This is a genomic window from Parabacteroides gordonii MS-1 = DSM 23371, assembly GCF_000969825.1.
GTDB classification, from domain to species: domain Bacteria; phylum Bacteroidota; class Bacteroidia; order Bacteroidales; family Tannerellaceae; genus Parabacteroides; species Parabacteroides gordonii.
In genome coordinates this window covers 2,780,830-2,797,291 of sequence record NZ_KQ033919.1, presented here as the reverse complement: position 1 = coordinate 2,797,291, position 16,462 = coordinate 2,780,830, and the positions used below count along the sequence as shown (strand labels likewise).

Below are 16,462 nucleotides of genomic sequence, written 5' to 3'. Positions count from 1 at the left end.
TTTTTAGCACCTTTGTATAAGGTTTCATGAAACATAAGATTAAGCAGGTTTATGAAAAAACACATTCTTAGCATTCTTCTGCTGATATTCTTCTTGTCTGGGATACAAGCTGCAGACAGAAAGCCGTTCAACTATTACTTTTCTCATATTTCGAGTGAAGAAGGTTTGTCGGAGAGTCAGGTAAAAGTGATCCTCCAGGATAGCTACGGGTTTATGTGGTTCGGAACCAAAAACGGACTCAATCGTTACGATGGAACCTCGATACGCACTATCAACTGCGACGATTATATAGCAGGGACGGGCAACCATAACATATCCGCCCTGTTTGAAGACGAACAGAAAAAGCTATGGGTCGGCACCGACCGGGGGGTATATATTTACGACCCGGTATATGACATCTTCACTTTTGTCGACCTGAAAACAGAAAACGGCGAACGGATGGGAAACTGGGTGGCCCGTATTACCTCCGACCAGGCTGGTAATATCTGGGTACTAATCCCCGACCAGGGTGTATTCCGTTATAAAGCAGGGAAACTCTACTATTATGCCATCACTAACAAGGATAACATCAAACGCGAAAGTCCCGGTGCTATCTGCGTACGCAAAAACGGCGAGGTCTGGATCGGTACGGCCGGCGTAGGTCTTTTCCTTTACGATCCTAAGACGGATTCGTTTACCCAGTACCATACCGATAAGGATGGCAATACCCTGATGGGGGAGTATATATTCGCGATGTGCGACTACGGCGATTGGATTGCACTGGCCATCCATGACGGAGAATTAAAAAAATACAATCCTTCCACAAACACCTTACAGACCATAAACGCTCCCGGCGTCCATCATACAGTCTTGCGTGATGTAACCAGCTTCGACGGTAAGCGATTGTGGGTGTGCTCTCATGCCGGCTTATTCATCGTCAATGAACCGGAAGGAAAAGTGACCCATCTGAAGGAAGACCTGATGCACTCTTACAGCCTCTCCGACAATATCATTTTCTGTATCTATAAAGACCGGGAAGGCGGTATCTGGCTCGGCACGAAATTCGGCGGGGTTAATTACCTGCCAAACCATAAGCTGTTGTTTGAGAAATACGTACCTTCCAGTTCCGAAACCTCCCTCAATACCCGGCGTATCCGTGAAATGGTAGAAGCACCTAATGGTGATATATGGATTGGAACGGAAGATAACGGAATCAATATCCTCGATCCGCGTACCGGGGAAGTGTCGCAACTCAACTATCCGGCTGCCGAACAGAAAAATCACCTGATGACACATTCTATGATCCTGCATGACAAACAGGTTTATTGCGGCCTCTTCAAATATGGGCTCGACGTGATTGATATCGACAACCGCCGTATAAAACATCACAGTCACCAGGCACTCAATATCGATGAAGAAAGCGTCTATGCCCTTTTGGTAGATAGCAAAGGACAGACTTGGTTAGGCAACGGATGGGGGCTTTACCGTGCCGAAGCCGGATCATTGCAATTCAGTAAGATCAGCGAAGTAGGACTCGACTGGATCTTCCACCTGATGGAAGACAGCCGGGGCCGGATATGGGTTGCCTCGATGGGAAGCGGTGTATGGAAATACGATCCGAAAGACAACTCATACAAGAAATACGACAACGATCCCAAAAAGCCGAACAGTCTGAGTTCTAGTTCCGTCAGTTCCATTATGGAAGACAGCCGGGGACAAATATGGTTTTCGACCGATCGTGGCGGTATATGCCGTTACAATGAAGCGGACGATAACTTCACGACCTTCTCTAAAGAACAGGGATTGCCGGATGATGTAGCCTATAAGATACTGGAAGACCGCAACCACAATTTTTGGTTCGGTACAAACCAAGGACTGGTTAAATTCAATCCGGAAACAGGAGATATCCGTGTATTCACCACCGAGGATGGGCTGACCGGCAACCAGTTCAGTTATAATTCAGCTTTGAAAGCCTCTGACGGAAAATTCTATTTCGGCAGTATAGACGGTCTGATAGCTTTCAATCCCGATGACGACGAAGACTCAGAGTTTATTCCTCCTGTTTATATTTCCCGTTTCAACATATATAATAAGGAAGTAACCGTACATACCCCAAACTCACCGCTCACGAAAAGCATCGTACATACCGGAAAGATCGTTTTACCCCACGACCAGTCGAATATCAGTTTCGATATAGCGATCCCTTCCTACTCGTCGACCCGTTCCAACCAATATCTTTATAAGATGGAACCGCTCGACAACGATTGGGTCAAATCCGGGGATAACCAAAATATCTCGTATGCCAAACTACCTCCCGGAAATTACATATTCCAGGTAAAAGCCCGGCACGAGAACGAGCATACCGATCCTCCCATCACATCCCTACGTATCACGATCCTTCCCCCGTGGTGGTTATCCACATGGGCCTATATAATATATGTAATAATCGTACTATGTATTATATATGGTTGGTTCCGCTGGTACAAACGCCGCAAGGAACGGCAGATGGAAGAAAAGCAGAAACTCTTTGAGATAGAAAAGGAAAAAGAGCTTTACGAAGCCAAAGTAGAGTTCTTTACCGAGATCGCTCACGAAGTACGCACCCCCCTTACCCTGATAAACGGGCCGCTCGAAAGCATTCTCGATATGAATATCCAGGATAACAAGATCACGCGTAACCTGAACGTTATTGCGCAAAACACCAAACGTCTGCTCGAACTGACCAGTCAACTGCTCGACTTCCGCAAAGTGGGAGCCAATAAATTCAAGATGGATTTCACGATGGTTAATGTCACAGCCTTGCTGAATGAAACCATCCAACGTTTCGATCCAACGATCACCCAGCAGAAGAAAGAGTTATCGTTGCAAATTCCTGATGAGGAGATCATTGCGGCCATCGACCGGGAAGCGGTTACCAAGATACTGAGTAATCTGCTGAATAATGCACTTAAATATTCCAAACACTCCATTCTTGTCTATCTGGAGCGCAACGACACAACCTTCAGCATCCGTGTGACAAGTGACGGCGACCGCATCCCTGCCGATCTCAGCGAACAGATATTCGAACCTTTCTATCAGATAAACAAAAAAGAGAACACCTCATCAGGTGCGGGTATCGGTTTACCGCTGGCACGTTCGTTAGCGGTACTTCATTCCGGAAAACTATATCTGGATGACGATCTATCCAATAACACCTTTGTCCTCACTCTACCTCTAATGCAGGAAAAAGTTCGTGTACAGGAAGAAATAGCCATACACGAAGAAATGATCTATCCGGAAGAAGAAATGGCAACTACCGCTGACACCAGGAATCATACGCTCCTTTTGGTAGAGGATAACGAGAACCTCCGCTCTTTCCTGTCTGAAAAGCTGAGTGAACTATTCATCACCGAAACAGCCACCAACGGACGGGAAGCCTTGGAAATACTACGCAACCATAGCATAGACATTGTAGTAAGCGATATTATGATGCCTGTTATGAATGGCCTTGAACTCTGCCGCGAGATCAAAGCAGACATCGACCTCAGCCATATCCCCGTTATCTTCCTTACAGCCAAGAATGACCTCGACAGTAAGATCAACGGCCTGCGACTGGGAGCAGAAGCTTATGTAGAAAAGCCTTTCTCGTTCAATTACCTGACAACACAAATCCTCTCGTTGTTGAACAACCGCCGCAAAGAACGCGAGGCTTTTGCCAAACGCCCGTTCTTTCCGGTTAATAATATGCAAATGAATACGGCCGACAAAGAGTTTATGGATCACATTATTGCCGTCATCCATGAGAATATTGCCGACGAGAGTTTCGGCGTAGAACGTTTGGCGGAAATCCTGCACATGAGCCGTTCAAGCCTGCTGCGTAAGATCAAGGTGTTGTCCGGACTATCGCCGAACGACTTCATCCGTCTGATCCGCCTGAAAAAAGCAGCCGAACTGATACTCGACGGTAAACACCGCATCGGAGAGGTTTGTTATCTGGTAGGCATCAATTCGCCATCCTATTTCAGTAAAGTCTTCCTCAAACAATTCGGTGTTACGCCCAAAGACTTTGAGAAGCAACACCAGGCGTCTTAAATACAATATTCATAAAGAGGAAAGAGGAAGAAACGGAAATACATCAACAAAAGTTTTCTAAAATAAATCCTTCATTCATTCAGCATTGCGGATATATAACTGATTATCTAATATTTAAAGCTGAAGGAAAATGATTTAGCTGAAGGAATTATCCTGGATTTTGTTTTTTTATTCATAAACTGCAACCTCCGGTAGTATAAAAAGAGCAAATAACTTCCGGCCGATTACCTGTTAGCCTATTTTAGGCTAACGCATGAGTAGTGACCTTCTAGCTCTATTGTCCTTTCCTTTTTTCTATTTGTCACTTGTCGAACGCTTGTTTGTCAGATGTCGAACGCTTGTATCACGGTTATCGAACAAGCGTTTGACATCTGACAAACAACGAAGAAGTACTGACTTACATGATAACAGCATATTATATATCCTATTATCAGTTATTACTACAGCCTTACTCTTTGCCTAAAGGAATGGACTAAGAGATGTGTTGATTTTGGCCGGGAATATGAAACATTAATCTGAAAATAAAGCCGTTTCCTTCATTCAGTAGAAAAATCATTCAGCTTTAAATAAAAGATAATCAATCATATATCCGCAATGCTGAATGAATGAAGGATTTATTTTAGAAAACTTTTCCAGTATGCCATAAGCGCAGTGAAAATAATAAAAACATCGCTATTATACATGCTGAGAACAGAAATAATGGTTATATTTGTGATTTACAAAATAATAACCATTATGACTAGTATAGAGTTAAGAACATCAATATTGACAGAAATAGCCTCTATCATGGATAACGAAGAACTGATGAAGCAAACACTTGCTTATTTGCGTAAAATAAGGCAAAGGAATATAGATACGCCTTGTCGCTTTACAGTGGAAGAATTGAAAGAAGAGATTGAATTATCGGAAGACGACGATCGTCACGGTCGGTATTACACAACAGAAGAGTTGCGCAAAAAGCATCCATTATGCAACAAATGAAACTAAGATGGATGAAACGTGCTGTCAAACATCTTGATACAGTCTATGATTTCCTTGCTAAGAAAAATGAACAGGCCGCAATAAAAGTATATAATGAATTACTTGATACGGCAGATACTTTATTAACTTTTCCATTAGCAGGAAAAGAAGAAGATGTATTAAAAGATAATCCGAAAAATTATCGTTCTTTGGTTGCCTGTAAGCATTATAAATTAATATATCGTATAGAAAAGGATATTATAAAGATTGTTGCAGTCTGGGATTGCCGACAAAATCCAAAGAAACTGAAAAGAGTTATTTAAGTACCCTTATCTACAATTATAAACAAGACATGCCTGTTTTTATTCCATTTTGTGTAAATGTTTTCGCGCACACATCATAGGAAATTAAATATAATCTACTACTTTTGCACTGGATAATAAAAGTTTATGCCATGAATAAAAAAGTAATAACCTTTGGAGAGATAATGCTCAGACTGGCCACACCAGATTATCTCCGTTTTAGTCAGAGTAATCAACTGAATGCCACCTTTGGCGGTGGTGAAGCCAATGTTGCCGTATCATTGGCAAACTATGGGATTGCAACAGAGTTTGTTACCCGTTTACCGAAAAACGATATTGCACGTGCCTGTGTAATGGATTTACGGAAATATGGTGTCGGTACTTCACATATTGTTTATGGAGGCGACCGCCTGGGTATCTATTTCCTGGAAACAGGAGCCGTAGCCCGTGCCAGCAAGGTTGTTTACGATCGTGCACATTCTTCTATCGCTGAAATCCAGCCGGGAATGATCAACTGGGAAGAGGTATTGAAAGATGCTTCCTGGTTCCACTGGACAGGTATCACTCCGGCTATCTCACAAGGTGCAGCCGATGCTTGCCTGGAAGCTATACAGACGGCCAATAAACTGGGTATTCCGGTATCCTGTGATATCAACTACCGCAAAAACTTATGGAAATACGGAAAGACAGCATCCGAAATAATGCCCGAACTGGTTGCCGGATGCGATGTTATCCTGGGAAATGAAGAAGATGCGGAAAAAGTATTCGGAATCAAACCGGAAGGATTTGACGTGGCACAGACGGCCGGTCAGGTAAATGCTGCCGAGTTCGAATCGGTTTGTACACAATTAATGAAGAAATTCCCGCGTGCAAAGAAAGTGATCATCACCCTGCGTGGATCTATCAATGCCAACCATAACACATGGGGCGGCGTTCTGTATGCCGACGGAAAACTATATCAGTCACGCCGTTACGACATCACACATATCGTAGACCGTGTAGGTGGTGGCGACTCTTTCATGGGAGGCCTGATCTATGGTCTGCTCACTTATACAACTGACGATCAGAAAGCGCTCGACTTCGCTGTTGCTGCTTCCTGCCTGAAACATACCATCTACGGGGACTTCAACCAGGTAACTGTAGACGAAGTGGAGAAACTGATGGAAGGCGACGGTTCCGGACGCGTTTCAAGATAACAATTACATTAAATAATTATTTACAATGGCCAGATTTAGTAAAATGCAGGTATTGGATGCGATGATCAGCACCGGGATGGTACCTGTCTATTATAATAAAGATATAGAAACAGCCAAACAGGTATTGAAAGCCTGTTATGAGGGTGGTGTGCGTGCATTTGAATTTACCAACCGCGGTGACTTCGCCCATGAGGTGTTTGCCGAACTGGTAAAATATGCTGCCGTGGAATGTCCGGAAATGGTGCTGGGTATCGGTTCGATCGTCGATCCGGCTACAGCAGCCTTGTTCCTGCAATTGGGGGCAAACTTTGTGGTAGGCCCGCTGTTCAATCCGGAAATCGCTAAAGTATGCAACCGCCGTCTGGTTCCTTATACACCGGGATGCGGTTCTGTTTCCGAAATAGGTTTTGCACAGGAAGTGGGATGCGACTTATGTAAAGTATTCCCGGCAGGCAATGTGGGAGGCCCTTCTTTTGTCAAGAATATCAAAGCCCCGATGCCCTGGTCTATGATCATGGCTACAGGTGCGGTAGAGCCGACGGAAGAAAACCTGTCAGCCTGGTTCAAAGCGGGTGTAACTTGTGTAGGAATGGGTTCCAACCTGTTCCCGAAAGAAGCCATCGCCGCAAAAGACTGGAAAGCGATCACGGCTCTTTGCAGCAATGCATTAAGTATTATCAAAAAATACCGTTAAGATATGAAACCATTTCTTGATTCAGATTTCCTGCTTCAAACGGAAACAGCCAAAAAGCTGTATCACGAACACGCAGCGAAAATGCCGATCATCGACTACCATTGTCACCTGATCCCGCAGCAGATTGCCGACAACTACCAGTTTGCCGACCTGACAGAGATTTGGTTGGGTGGGGATCATTACAAGTGGCGTGCCATGCGTGCCAACGGTGTCCCCGAAGAATATATCACCGGCGACAAACCGTCATTCGAGAAGTTCCAGAAGTGGGCTGATACTTTGCAACACGCTATGCGCAACCCGCTTTACCATTGGACACATCTGGAGCTCAGCCGTATATTCGGTGTCGATAAGGTGTTGAACCCTTCGACAGCCCGTGAAATATACGACGAATGTACAGCCAAACTACAAACGCCCGAATTCCGTGCCCAGGCCATTATGGAGCGTATGAACGTGGAAGTGGTTTGTACTACTGACGATCCGATCGACTCACTGGAATATCACCAGGCGATCCGCAACACCGGCCTGACCACGAAAGTGCTTCCGACCTGGCGTCCGGACAAAGCTATGGCTATTGAAAACGTGGCCATTTACAATGACTATCTGACTAAACTGGAAGCCGCTTCCGGTATATCGATCCTGTCTTTCAAAGATTTGCTGGCTGCTTTGCAAAAGCGTCACGACTTCTTTGAATCGATCGGTTGCCGTGTATCGGATCACGGGTTGAGCACATTCTATGCTACTCCTTATACCCATGCGGAAATAGAGGCTATCTTTATGAAAGCCCGTATGAATAAGGTGCTGACAGGTGAGGAAATTGATAAGTTCCGCTCCGCCATGCTCTACGAACTGGCTGTTATGGATGCCCGCAGCAACTGGGCGCAACAGTTCCATATCGGCCCGACCCGTAACAACAATGCCCGCATGTTCAAGAAACTGGGCCCGGATACTGGTTATGATGCGATCGGTGACCTTGAAATAGCCGAACCGATGATCCGTTTCCTCAGCCGCCTGGAAGCAGAAGGATTGTTGACAAAGACAATCTTCTACAACCTGAACCCGAAAGACAGTGCCGTGATGATGACAACGGCGTATAGCTTCAACGACAGTTCACTGCCGGGCAAAATGCAATACGGTGCCGGTTGGTGGTTCCTGGATCAGATCCACGGTATGGAAGACCAGATGAACACGCTTTCCGACCTGGGATTACTGAGCCGCTTTGTCGGAATGTTGACCGACTCACGCAGCTTCCTGTCGTATCCGCGTCATGAATACTTCCGCCGCATCCTCTGCAATATGTTGGGGAAAGAGGTGGAAAACGGAGAACTGCCAGCTTCCGAACTACCTTTCATCGGCAAGATGGTAGAGGATATCAGCTACAACAATGCAAAGCAGTATTTCGGATTTTGACCATTGATAGTTTTTAGCATAATAAAAGGTGTATCGAAATAGCAATGCTATCAGATACACCTTTTTCTATTATTTCCTATTTTCGTTATTTCTTACGAGCACGAGCTGCCGCCTCTTTGGCCTTTTGGGCTTCACGGCGGGCTTTCTCTTTGGCTTTGAGTGTCTCCCGATACTGTTTTTCCTTTTGCTTGCGTGCTTTTTCTTTCTGCTTCTGCTTTTCCTTATAATCGCGTTCCTTCTGCTTACGCAATTCTTCGCGGGCTTTCATCTTGACTTTACGATCGGCTTCTGCCTGTTTCAGCTTATTCTTACGATCTTGTTCAAGCTGTTTTTCACGTTCAGCCTTCGCTTTCAGAAGGGCTTTTTCTTCTTCCTGCTGCTTCTTCAGTTCGTCCGCACGCTCCTTGGCCTTTTGTTCCTGCAATTCTTTTTCAGCTTTCTGTTGTGCTTCAAACTCTTTGCGGGCAGCCTCTTTACGAGCGGCTTCCTCTTCGGCTTCACGCTTACGGATGGCTTCGATCTCTTTTAATGTGAGCTCTTTCTCTTCCGGAGCCTGAACGGCAGGAACAGTATCCTGCGGTGTTACGGTAGTTACTGTTTCCGGTATAATTGGTTGTACAGAGACAGTATCGACCGGCAATACAGGGACAGGAACAGTTGCAATACTGTCAGGAATCGTGACTTCCGGGATGACGGTATCTTTCTCAGTTGGCTGCTCTACCGGTCTTTCGGCTTCTGCCGGAACTTCTTCACGACGGGCAGGCTCTTCAGCTTCAGTCGCCTTGGCCGGAGCATCTTCTTCCGGACGAACTTCTTCCGATTGTTGTTCTTCAGCTGCGGCTTCTTCCGCCTTCTCTTCTTCGGCTTCCATACGGTTCTGCCAGCGGGCAGCCAGTTCGGGGACTTCTTCACCGTAGTTTTCATCAAAGAAGTTGATGTATTCTTCCAACGTCTTTCCGCGCATCAACGTTTCGTAGTTGTCGTCGGAGATCGGAAGGATAGCCACATTCTTATCCAGTGCCTGGGCGTAACCGTCCTTACCATATATCATCTTATAATACTGGAGTATTTCATTGATTCCGTTAAATCCACTGATGTTCAGCATTGACATCGGGCCTGTCTCTTCAAAGGTCAGGTCGAACTCCTTCACCATAAAGTTGGCAAAGTTGTAAGCGGCTACGGCAAACAGCAACTGGTTCTTATCCACACTTCCAGTCGGATACATCAGGATCATGCGATACGAAGTATTCGGTTCGGCAGTGAAGGTTCGTGCCGAGTCTGCAGCCGACAATGAACCGTCTTCACCCAGGCCGAAGCGCAGGTTCCAGCTCATACCGGTTACGCTACCCTGCATCAACGTACGGCCACGAAGAATACCTTTCAGCATTTCGCCGGCCAACTCCGTTACGTCGGCTGTCGGATATTTTTCAACAAGCGCTTTCAAGGCTGCTTTAAAGCCTTCGGCGTCGCCGGCTTGCACATAAGTCAATGCTTCCAGGAACATGAACTTAGGAATAAGTGTTGCCAGCGGGTATTTGCTTGTGACTTCGCGGTAGTTTTTACGCACGGCACTCGTGTCGCTTGCCAGATAGCTATTATACGTCTGTTGGTAGATAGAATCCTGTACAGAGTCCATCATACGTATATTATATTCGTAATTCGGATCGGATATGGCGATCGTGTAATCGGCATCCGGGAAAGCATTCGTCATCTTGGTCTTGTACTCGGCCGCCAATGCGGTATTACCCGTACGGAGTGCCATCAAGTAGACCTGGTAATAACTTTCCAGACGATGCGAGTTATCCGGAAAACGGCGTTCCAGTTCCTCGAACGCTTCTATCGATAAGGGCAGATCTTCCAGTTTATCTTTATAGATCATGGCCATATTATACAAGCCGTCTTCTATAATAATATTGGATGCGGCTACCTCTTCTTCGGTGAACGGTAATTGCTGTATATAATATTCGCGTGACTTCGGATCATCGGCAGCGACTCCGGGCAAGCCGGCTTCCAGCGAATCGGCAGCGAGCGGCTGACCGTCTGCACCTACTGCTACGGAGTCTGCCTCTTCCATTCCTTCTTCCAAAGGTTCTTCATTGAAAGTAGACATCTCCTTCTTACGGCGGCGCCAGTTATCTTCCAGGGCGCGTCGTCCCCATTTACGCTGGAACTGCGCTTTACCTTGCGAGACGGTAGAAGGGTTATAGAAATAGAAAGTAGCTCCGCCGGCTGTAGTCGGCAGCACAATACCACCTGTTTCTGTTCCGGGGCGGTCGATACCTGAGCCTTTCGCCGCCTGGTCTGCCAGATAGGCTTCCTTCTCGGCCAGCGCCTTGGCTTCTTCTTCCTCTTTCTTTACCTGTTCGATGATCTTGTCGATCACAGCTAGACGTTCCGGTTCCGGCATCTTAGCCAGGGTCTGCAGGCTATCCTGCAAATGCACGGCTTCTACGTGCACGACCAGTTCGTCGAGAACGGCCGACAGTTTCGAGACGCGCTTAAAGTCTTTGTATTCTTTCTGGATACCCGATAAGGCTCCACTAAAACAAGGTTGTGCCTTTACATAGTCACGCATGGTGAAATAGATATCCCCCAGTTTGATCTGGCAGATCGCTTTCTCCAATCCGTTCTGTGTACTCTTTTCGATACCCAGTTCGTAGTTCTTGATGGCGTTTACAGTATCTTCACGGTTCAGATAGATATTTCCCAGAGCATAATATACCTGATCCAGATAGTTTTTATTCTTATCACTCTTCGCCATACGTGTAAGCATCTTGACTACCTTCTGGTAGTTGGCGCCGGTAAAAACTTCAGTCTGACGGATACGGGCGGCAAATTCCAGTTCGTAAGGTGGATTGGCCCTGGCTACTTCGTTGAACATCTTATAAGCCATTCCGTCCTGATCCTGTGCGGCATAGATCTGTCCCAACAGGTATTTCATACGGGTACGCTGCCGCTTGTTCTTTTCCGACTTGATGGCCGATTTGAAGTAGGGGACGGCATCGTCGAACTGCTTGTTCTTCACCAGATAATCGGCATATACGGAAGCATACTGTTTCAGGTTCTTTTTAGGTATCCCGTTCGTATTCAGCTTACCCAGAATATCTTCGGCTTCATAGAACCATTCCATTTCCGAATAGCAGCGGGCTTGCCACAGGCGAGCCTCGGCAACCATTTCTTCATCCTGTGCATAATGGCGGGCAATATAAGAGAAGGTGGCGGAAGCTTGCAGGAAGTCGGCATTATAGAATTGCCCCTGCCCTATCAGCAGCCAGCATTTCTTCAGGAAAGGGTTGTATTCCTCCTGCTCCTGGAAAGCACGTTGCTTGGGATCATTTCGCCAACCGGGTTTCTTGGCGGGTTTCGCTTTGATGGAATGCAGTTTGATCGCTTTGTTACCTTTCTCGATGGCCCGGTCGAAAGGCCCTCCGGTCTCCTTCTTGTCCTTCGGCTGTGCACTGATCGGGTACATATGGATCATTTCAGAGAAACTTTCCTTGTAGCCGGTCTGCATCCCCAACAAGGCCTCATCGAAAGAAGTCTTCCCGTTAAAGTAGATGTTATAGCGGGAGTTAAAAGCATGGTAGAACCGGCTTGCCTTGGTGTTTTTCTTCGTGCTGCACGACCAAAGTAAGAGTACTACGAATATCGAAATTATATAGTAAAAACCTTTCTTCACGTATTATGATAGCTCTTTATCATATAATAAACTAAGAATAACCTGTTTTATTGCTTTTTTGTAAAGAATAATACGCCTTTAAGGATCAGAAAGACCAGCACCAGCACCAGGATGATAAACGCCCCGGAAGGCACGTTCAGAAAATAAGAAAGAACCAGGCCGGTTACGCATCCCAGGAAGCCCAGGACGATGCTACCCAGGATGATCTTCCTGAAGTCGGATGTGAAGAGGTTCACTGTGATCTGCGGCAAGGTCAGCAGGCTCATCAACAGCATGATACCGACCAGCCGGATCGACAACACGATGGTGACGGCTATAAAGAACATCATCATATATTCGATCCATTTCACATGGATATGTTGCGTTTTGGCAAAGTCGCTGTCGAAAGCCACATATACGATTTCCCGGAGATAAAGGGTAAAAACGGCGATCAGCACCACGGCAAAGGCCGCTATCCAGATGATATCGGACATAGAGATTGTCAGGATATTTCCAAACAGATAGGCGGAAAGGTTCGGTGAATATCCGGGGGTCAGGAAAATAAAGATGACCCCGAGTGCCATCCCCAATGCCCAGACACCGGCTATCGCCGAGTCTTCACGGACATTCTGCGTCTTGCTGGCCCACTCTACCCCGAATGCGGAAAGGACGGAAAAAACCATCGCCATCAGGATAGGGTTCGTTCCCAGATAGAAACCGAGCCCCAGACCTCCGAAAGAAGCATGGGTAATACCGCCACTGATAAATACCAGACGGCGTGCGACAACGTATGTCCCGACAATTCCGCAGGTAATGGCGGTAAGCAGGCTACCCAGCAGTGCATGTTGAAAAAAAGTATATTGTAGTAAATCCATATTTAATGTATTCTCCGTTCCCCAACGATCAGGAACGCTTCATCTTTCAGCGCATCCGGCAGGTTCACGGCGCGAAGCTGCAAGCTGCGGAGCCATCCGGCCACTTCTTCCGACTGCAAGGTGTAAAGCACTTCGCGGAACTCGTTGACGGACTCTTCATCATATTCGTCGCTTTCCAGTCCCCGGAAACGATCCAGTTCCTCATCGTCGTAATATTCGATTTTTTTACTTACGGCAGCCAGCAGGCTGTCGCGTTCGCAGGTTTCATGCTGTCCGCAACACTCTTCCGGTATTTCGCGGGCTTCAGGGATCTCGCTGATCTCCCCGCGTTCCAGCATCTTCTGCAATTTCTTATTCCTGAAATAACCGGCTACGGCGGCAATTACCCCCAGCACAATTATACCTATGACGATATACCACATATTAAACCTCCTTCACTGTAAAGCCCTCTTTCCTGAGATTGTCCCAGAAAGTCGGATAACTCTTAGTCACCACTCCCGGATCGGCTATTGTAATTCCCTGCGGTAAGACCAAAGCGGCAGGGGCAAAAGCCATCGCCATCCGGTGATCTTCGTAAGTGGCGATAACCGGATCGGCTTCCGGTTCGCATCGCTCTCCGTTCCATTCCAGGATGCTGTCGTTGCTGTCGGTCAGCAGATAACCGAGTTTGCGAAGTTCTGTTTTCAGTGCTTCGATACGGTCGGTTTCTTTTATCTTCAGCGATTGCAGTCCGGTGAAACGGAAGGGGATATTTAGTAACACGCAGACCACGACAAATGTTTGCGCCAGGTCGGGTTCGTTTATGAAATTATAAACAAGTTTCTTTACCACATTTCCGTTATGTTTCAACCGGACACCACGGTCGGTAAAAGTTGTTCCTACTCCCAACTGAGCGAACAGTTGTGCTCCGGTAGCGTCTCCTTGCAGACTATTTTTAAACAGTCCGAGCAATTCGACCTCGGCGTTTTTCGACAAAGCCATCATTGCATACCAGTAAGAGGCGGCACTCCAATCTGATTCGACAGTGAAATGAATCGGTTTATATTCCTGGGGAAGTATCTTGATCGTTTGTCCGTTCCAGGTTGCTTTCACACCGAATTGTTCCATCAACTGCAAGGTCAGATTGATATAAGGGCGGGAAATGATATTGCCTTCCAGGTTCAGCGTCAGGCCATTCTCCATCAACGGGGCGATCATCAGCAAAGCGGATATATACTGCGAACTGACACCTCCGGCCAATGAGATCTCTCCTCCCTGCAAAGCACTTCCGAAGATACGCAAAGGCGGATAACCTTCCTTTTCGATATATTCGATGCGGGCTCCGAGCGAGTTGAGCGCATCCACCAGCAATTTGATAGGACGGTTCTTCATCCGTTCTGTCCCGGTAATCGTCCATTCGCCGATCACTTTGGATAGGAAAGCGGTAAGGAAACGCATCGCTGTACCGGCTGCTTTAATATCGAAATCGCAACCGTTGGAGTTAAGCGCTTTGATCATCACTTCCGTATCGTCACAGTCGGAAAGATTCTGTATGTCATACGGACTATAGCTTAAGGCATTCAATATCAATGCACGGTTACTGATGCTCTTGGAAGCAGGGAGTTGTACGGAAGCCCGAAGTACGTCTTCCGGGCTTTTTATCAGATATTTCATTGCTTTTGTCTGTTCGTTAAAATGAGAACACAAAAGTACGGAAATTTCCGGATAGTTAGGTGTTCTTTCCACGAATACGACGTGTCAAATATCTAATACTGGTTCCAGTAGTCGCGTTCATGCCTTCATACACACCTGCATCCACTGATTAATAATAGATATCGGATGAATCCACATTCCGTTTCGGCTTCATAGAGGTTTCATTTGACCGTCATAAGACGATGAAGATAGTTGCTGAGCGCTCATAAAACCAAGAACCAGGACGCGGATGATGCGGATTAACGCAGATTTGATATATGGTTACCACTGTGCCATATATTATGATACTGTAGTATCATATATTATAACATTTAAATATCATATATTGTGACACTTTATTGCCACAATATATGGAATTTTCATGAACACTGAACCCTATTACCGATCATTAAACTCTTTTACCGCATCAAACATAGCAATAATATTAGCCGGTGGAACATCGGGAAGGATATTATGTACGGTATTAAAGACAAAGCCACCACCGGCCGACATAATCTCCAGCCGTTGCAATACCTGCTCGCGCACCTGTTCCGGCGTACCGTTATTCAGTGTGCCGACAGTTTCCACACCACCACCCCAGAAGGTACAATCCTGTCCGAATTCTCTCTTCAGGAACTCCGGCTCCATATTCAGGGCATTTGTCTGAATCGGATTGAATACTTCAATACCGGCTTCGATCATATCGGGCATCAGTGCAGAGATGGAACCGCAGGAGTGGATAAAGGTATGCATCTTGCTATGCGATTTGACGTAATCGCATAATTGTTTATGACGGGGTTTGAACAGGGTCTTATAGGTATCCACATCCATGAAAGGGCCGGTAGTCATTCCCAGGTCATCCCCGAAACGGATGATGTCGACGATATCGCCAACAGAAGAGCAGACCTTTTCGAGTGTAGCCAGATGACGCTTCAATAATTCGTCCAATACCCGTTCTACCTGGTCGGGATCACAAAGCAAATCCATCAGGAAGTTATCCATCCGGCGCAGGAAGGTTCCCCATTCGAAGAGATTGCAGCCGCAGACGATCATCAATGCCTTATCGGTCGTTTCCCGCAGATAGATGGCATTCTTCCGTAGCTGTTCCCAAAAGCCTGAGTCGGCTGCATGATCCCAGGGACTATGTACGTAACGCGACCAGAGGACACGTCCCATTTCCTCATCCAATCCCTCGTAATTATCCGGGTAGCCGTCTACATAAGGGAAATAAGACTGGTCGAAGAAAGTAGCTCCTTTCGGCATCATAGCCAGGAGACGTTTCCCGTCCGTATCATAACAGTGATACGATCCGTTCGGCTGAAGAACAGGATTGAACCAAGCGGGATATAAGGCCTTATCACCATTTGCCAGTATGGTTTCCTGCCAGTCGGAAGGCTGCAGGTTGAAGGTACGGCCAATGTCGAGCACGTCGATTCCGAACTGGTCGATGATCGACATATCCGGCTGCGCCAGTTGCTGTACGACATCGTATATTTGTACGGGAAGTTCAATCCGCCCCAGATGTTTCAGCAGGTTTGAATAGGCGATAGCTGAGATACCCGAACTGGGAGTTGCACCCATATCGACCGGGACACGGTCGGGTTGTTTATGTGCGATAGCTGATAAGACACGTTCTCTTGAAGTCATTG

General features: G+C 46.5%; 11 protein-coding genes. 6 read left to right on the top strand and 5 right to left on the bottom strand.

The window, feature by feature from the left end; all coding sequences use genetic code 11:
• Window positions 1–51 precede the first annotated feature (51 nt).
• The 6 genes from HMPREF1536_RS10595 to uxaC all read left to right on the top strand — a co-directional run bounded on the left by HMPREF1536_RS10595 (window position 52) and on the right by uxaC (window position 8,609).
• Window positions 52–4,050 carry a hybrid sensor histidine kinase/response regulator transcription factor gene (locus HMPREF1536_RS10595; RefSeq protein WP_028730351.1) on the top strand — a complete coding sequence of 1,333 codons (3,999 nt, stop codon included), beginning with the start codon at window positions 52–54 and terminating at the stop codon, window positions 4,048–4,050.
• A 735-nt stretch (window positions 4,051–4,785) separates the two neighbouring features.
• On the top strand, window positions 4,786–5,031 hold the full coding sequence (locus HMPREF1536_RS10590; protein ID WP_028730350.1) for a hypothetical protein: 246 nt from the start codon (window positions 4,786–4,788) through the stop codon (window positions 5,029–5,031).
• Window positions 5,019–5,333: a type II toxin-antitoxin system RelE/ParE family toxin gene (locus HMPREF1536_RS10585; RefSeq protein ID WP_225607950.1), complete on the top strand. Its 315-nt coding sequence runs from the start codon at window positions 5,019–5,021 to the stop codon at window positions 5,331–5,333. Before HMPREF1536_RS10590 ends, HMPREF1536_RS10585 begins: the two co-directional genes overlap by 13 nt.
• A gap of 131 nt (window positions 5,334–5,464) precedes the next feature.
• Entirely contained in the window at window positions 5,465–6,508 is a 1,044-nt protein-coding gene (locus HMPREF1536_RS10580) for a sugar kinase (RefSeq protein ID WP_028730348.1), read from the top strand.
• 25 nt (window positions 6,509–6,533) lie between these two features.
• Complete coding sequence (locus HMPREF1536_RS10575) at window positions 6,534–7,202, top strand: bifunctional 4-hydroxy-2-oxoglutarate aldolase/2-dehydro-3-deoxy-phosphogluconate aldolase (protein WP_028730347.1); 669 nt, start codon at window positions 6,534–6,536, stop codon at window positions 7,200–7,202.
• A gap of 3 nt (window positions 7,203–7,205) precedes the next feature.
• Window positions 7,206–8,609: a glucuronate isomerase gene (gene uxaC, locus HMPREF1536_RS10570; protein ID WP_028730346.1), complete on the top strand. Its 1,404-nt coding sequence runs from the start codon at window positions 7,206–7,208 to the stop codon at window positions 8,607–8,609.
• 85 nt (window positions 8,610–8,694) lie between these two features.
• On the opposite strand, the gene porW is transcribed toward uxaC, so the two are convergent.
• The 5 genes from porW to HMPREF1536_RS10545 form a co-directional block, all read right to left on the bottom strand.
• Entirely contained in the window at window positions 8,695–12,288 is a 3,594-nt protein-coding gene (porW, locus tag HMPREF1536_RS10565) for a type IX secretion system periplasmic lipoprotein PorW/SprE (protein WP_028730345.1), read from the bottom strand.
• 47 nt (window positions 12,289–12,335) lie between these two features.
• Window positions 12,336–13,142 carry a metal ABC transporter permease gene (locus HMPREF1536_RS10560; protein WP_028730344.1) on the bottom strand — a complete coding sequence of 269 codons (807 nt, stop codon included), beginning with the start codon at window positions 13,140–13,142 and terminating at the stop codon, window positions 12,336–12,338.
• A gap of 2 nt (window positions 13,143–13,144) precedes the next feature.
• Window positions 13,145–13,564, bottom strand: coding sequence for a hypothetical protein (locus HMPREF1536_RS10555; protein ID WP_028730343.1), 420 nt, complete (start codon window positions 13,562–13,564; stop codon window positions 13,145–13,147).
• 1 nt (window position 13,565) lies between these two features.
• Window positions 13,566–14,795, bottom strand: a complete 1,230-nt coding sequence (locus HMPREF1536_RS10550) for a 3-phosphoshikimate 1-carboxyvinyltransferase (protein WP_028730342.1) — start codon at window positions 14,793–14,795, stop codon at window positions 13,566–13,568.
• 417 nt (window positions 14,796–15,212) lie between these two features.
• Entirely contained in the window at window positions 15,213–16,460 is a 1,248-nt protein-coding gene (locus HMPREF1536_RS10545) for a uroporphyrinogen decarboxylase family protein (protein ID WP_028730341.1), read from the bottom strand.
• Window positions 16,461–16,462: the final 2 nt, after the last annotated feature.

What these genes read in the sequence shown, in the direction of transcription:
- uxaC (WP_028730346.1), top strand. Translation starts at nt 7,206, where the DNA reads ATGAAACCATTTCTTGATTCAGATTTCCTGCTTCAAACGGAAACAGCC.
- HMPREF1536_RS10585 (WP_225607950.1), top strand. Translation starts at nt 5,019, where the DNA reads ATGCAACAAATGAAACTAAGATGGATGAAACGTGCTGTCAAACATCTT.
- HMPREF1536_RS10595 (WP_028730351.1), top strand. Translation starts at nt 52, where the DNA reads ATGAAAAAACACATTCTTAGCATTCTTCTGCTGATATTCTTCTTGTCT.
- HMPREF1536_RS10560 (WP_028730344.1), bottom strand. Translation starts at nt 13,142, where the DNA reads ATGGATTTACTACAATATACTTTTTTTCAACATGCACTGCTGGGTAGC.
- HMPREF1536_RS10550 (WP_028730342.1), bottom strand. Translation starts at nt 14,795, where the DNA reads ATGAAATATCTGATAAAAAGCCCGGAAGACGTACTTCGGGCTTCCGTA.
- HMPREF1536_RS10555 (WP_028730343.1), bottom strand. Translation starts at nt 13,564, where the DNA reads ATGTGGTATATCGTCATAGGTATAATTGTGCTGGGGGTAATTGCCGCC.
- HMPREF1536_RS10580 (WP_028730348.1), top strand. Translation starts at nt 5,465, where the DNA reads ATGAATAAAAAAGTAATAACCTTTGGAGAGATAATGCTCAGACTGGCC.
- HMPREF1536_RS10575 (WP_028730347.1), top strand. Translation starts at nt 6,534, where the DNA reads ATGGCCAGATTTAGTAAAATGCAGGTATTGGATGCGATGATCAGCACC.
- HMPREF1536_RS10545 (WP_028730341.1), bottom strand. Translation starts at nt 16,460, where the DNA reads ATGACTTCAAGAGAACGTGTCTTATCAGCTATCGCACATAAACAACCC.
- HMPREF1536_RS10590 (WP_028730350.1), top strand. Translation starts at nt 4,786, where the DNA reads ATGACTAGTATAGAGTTAAGAACATCAATATTGACAGAAATAGCCTCT.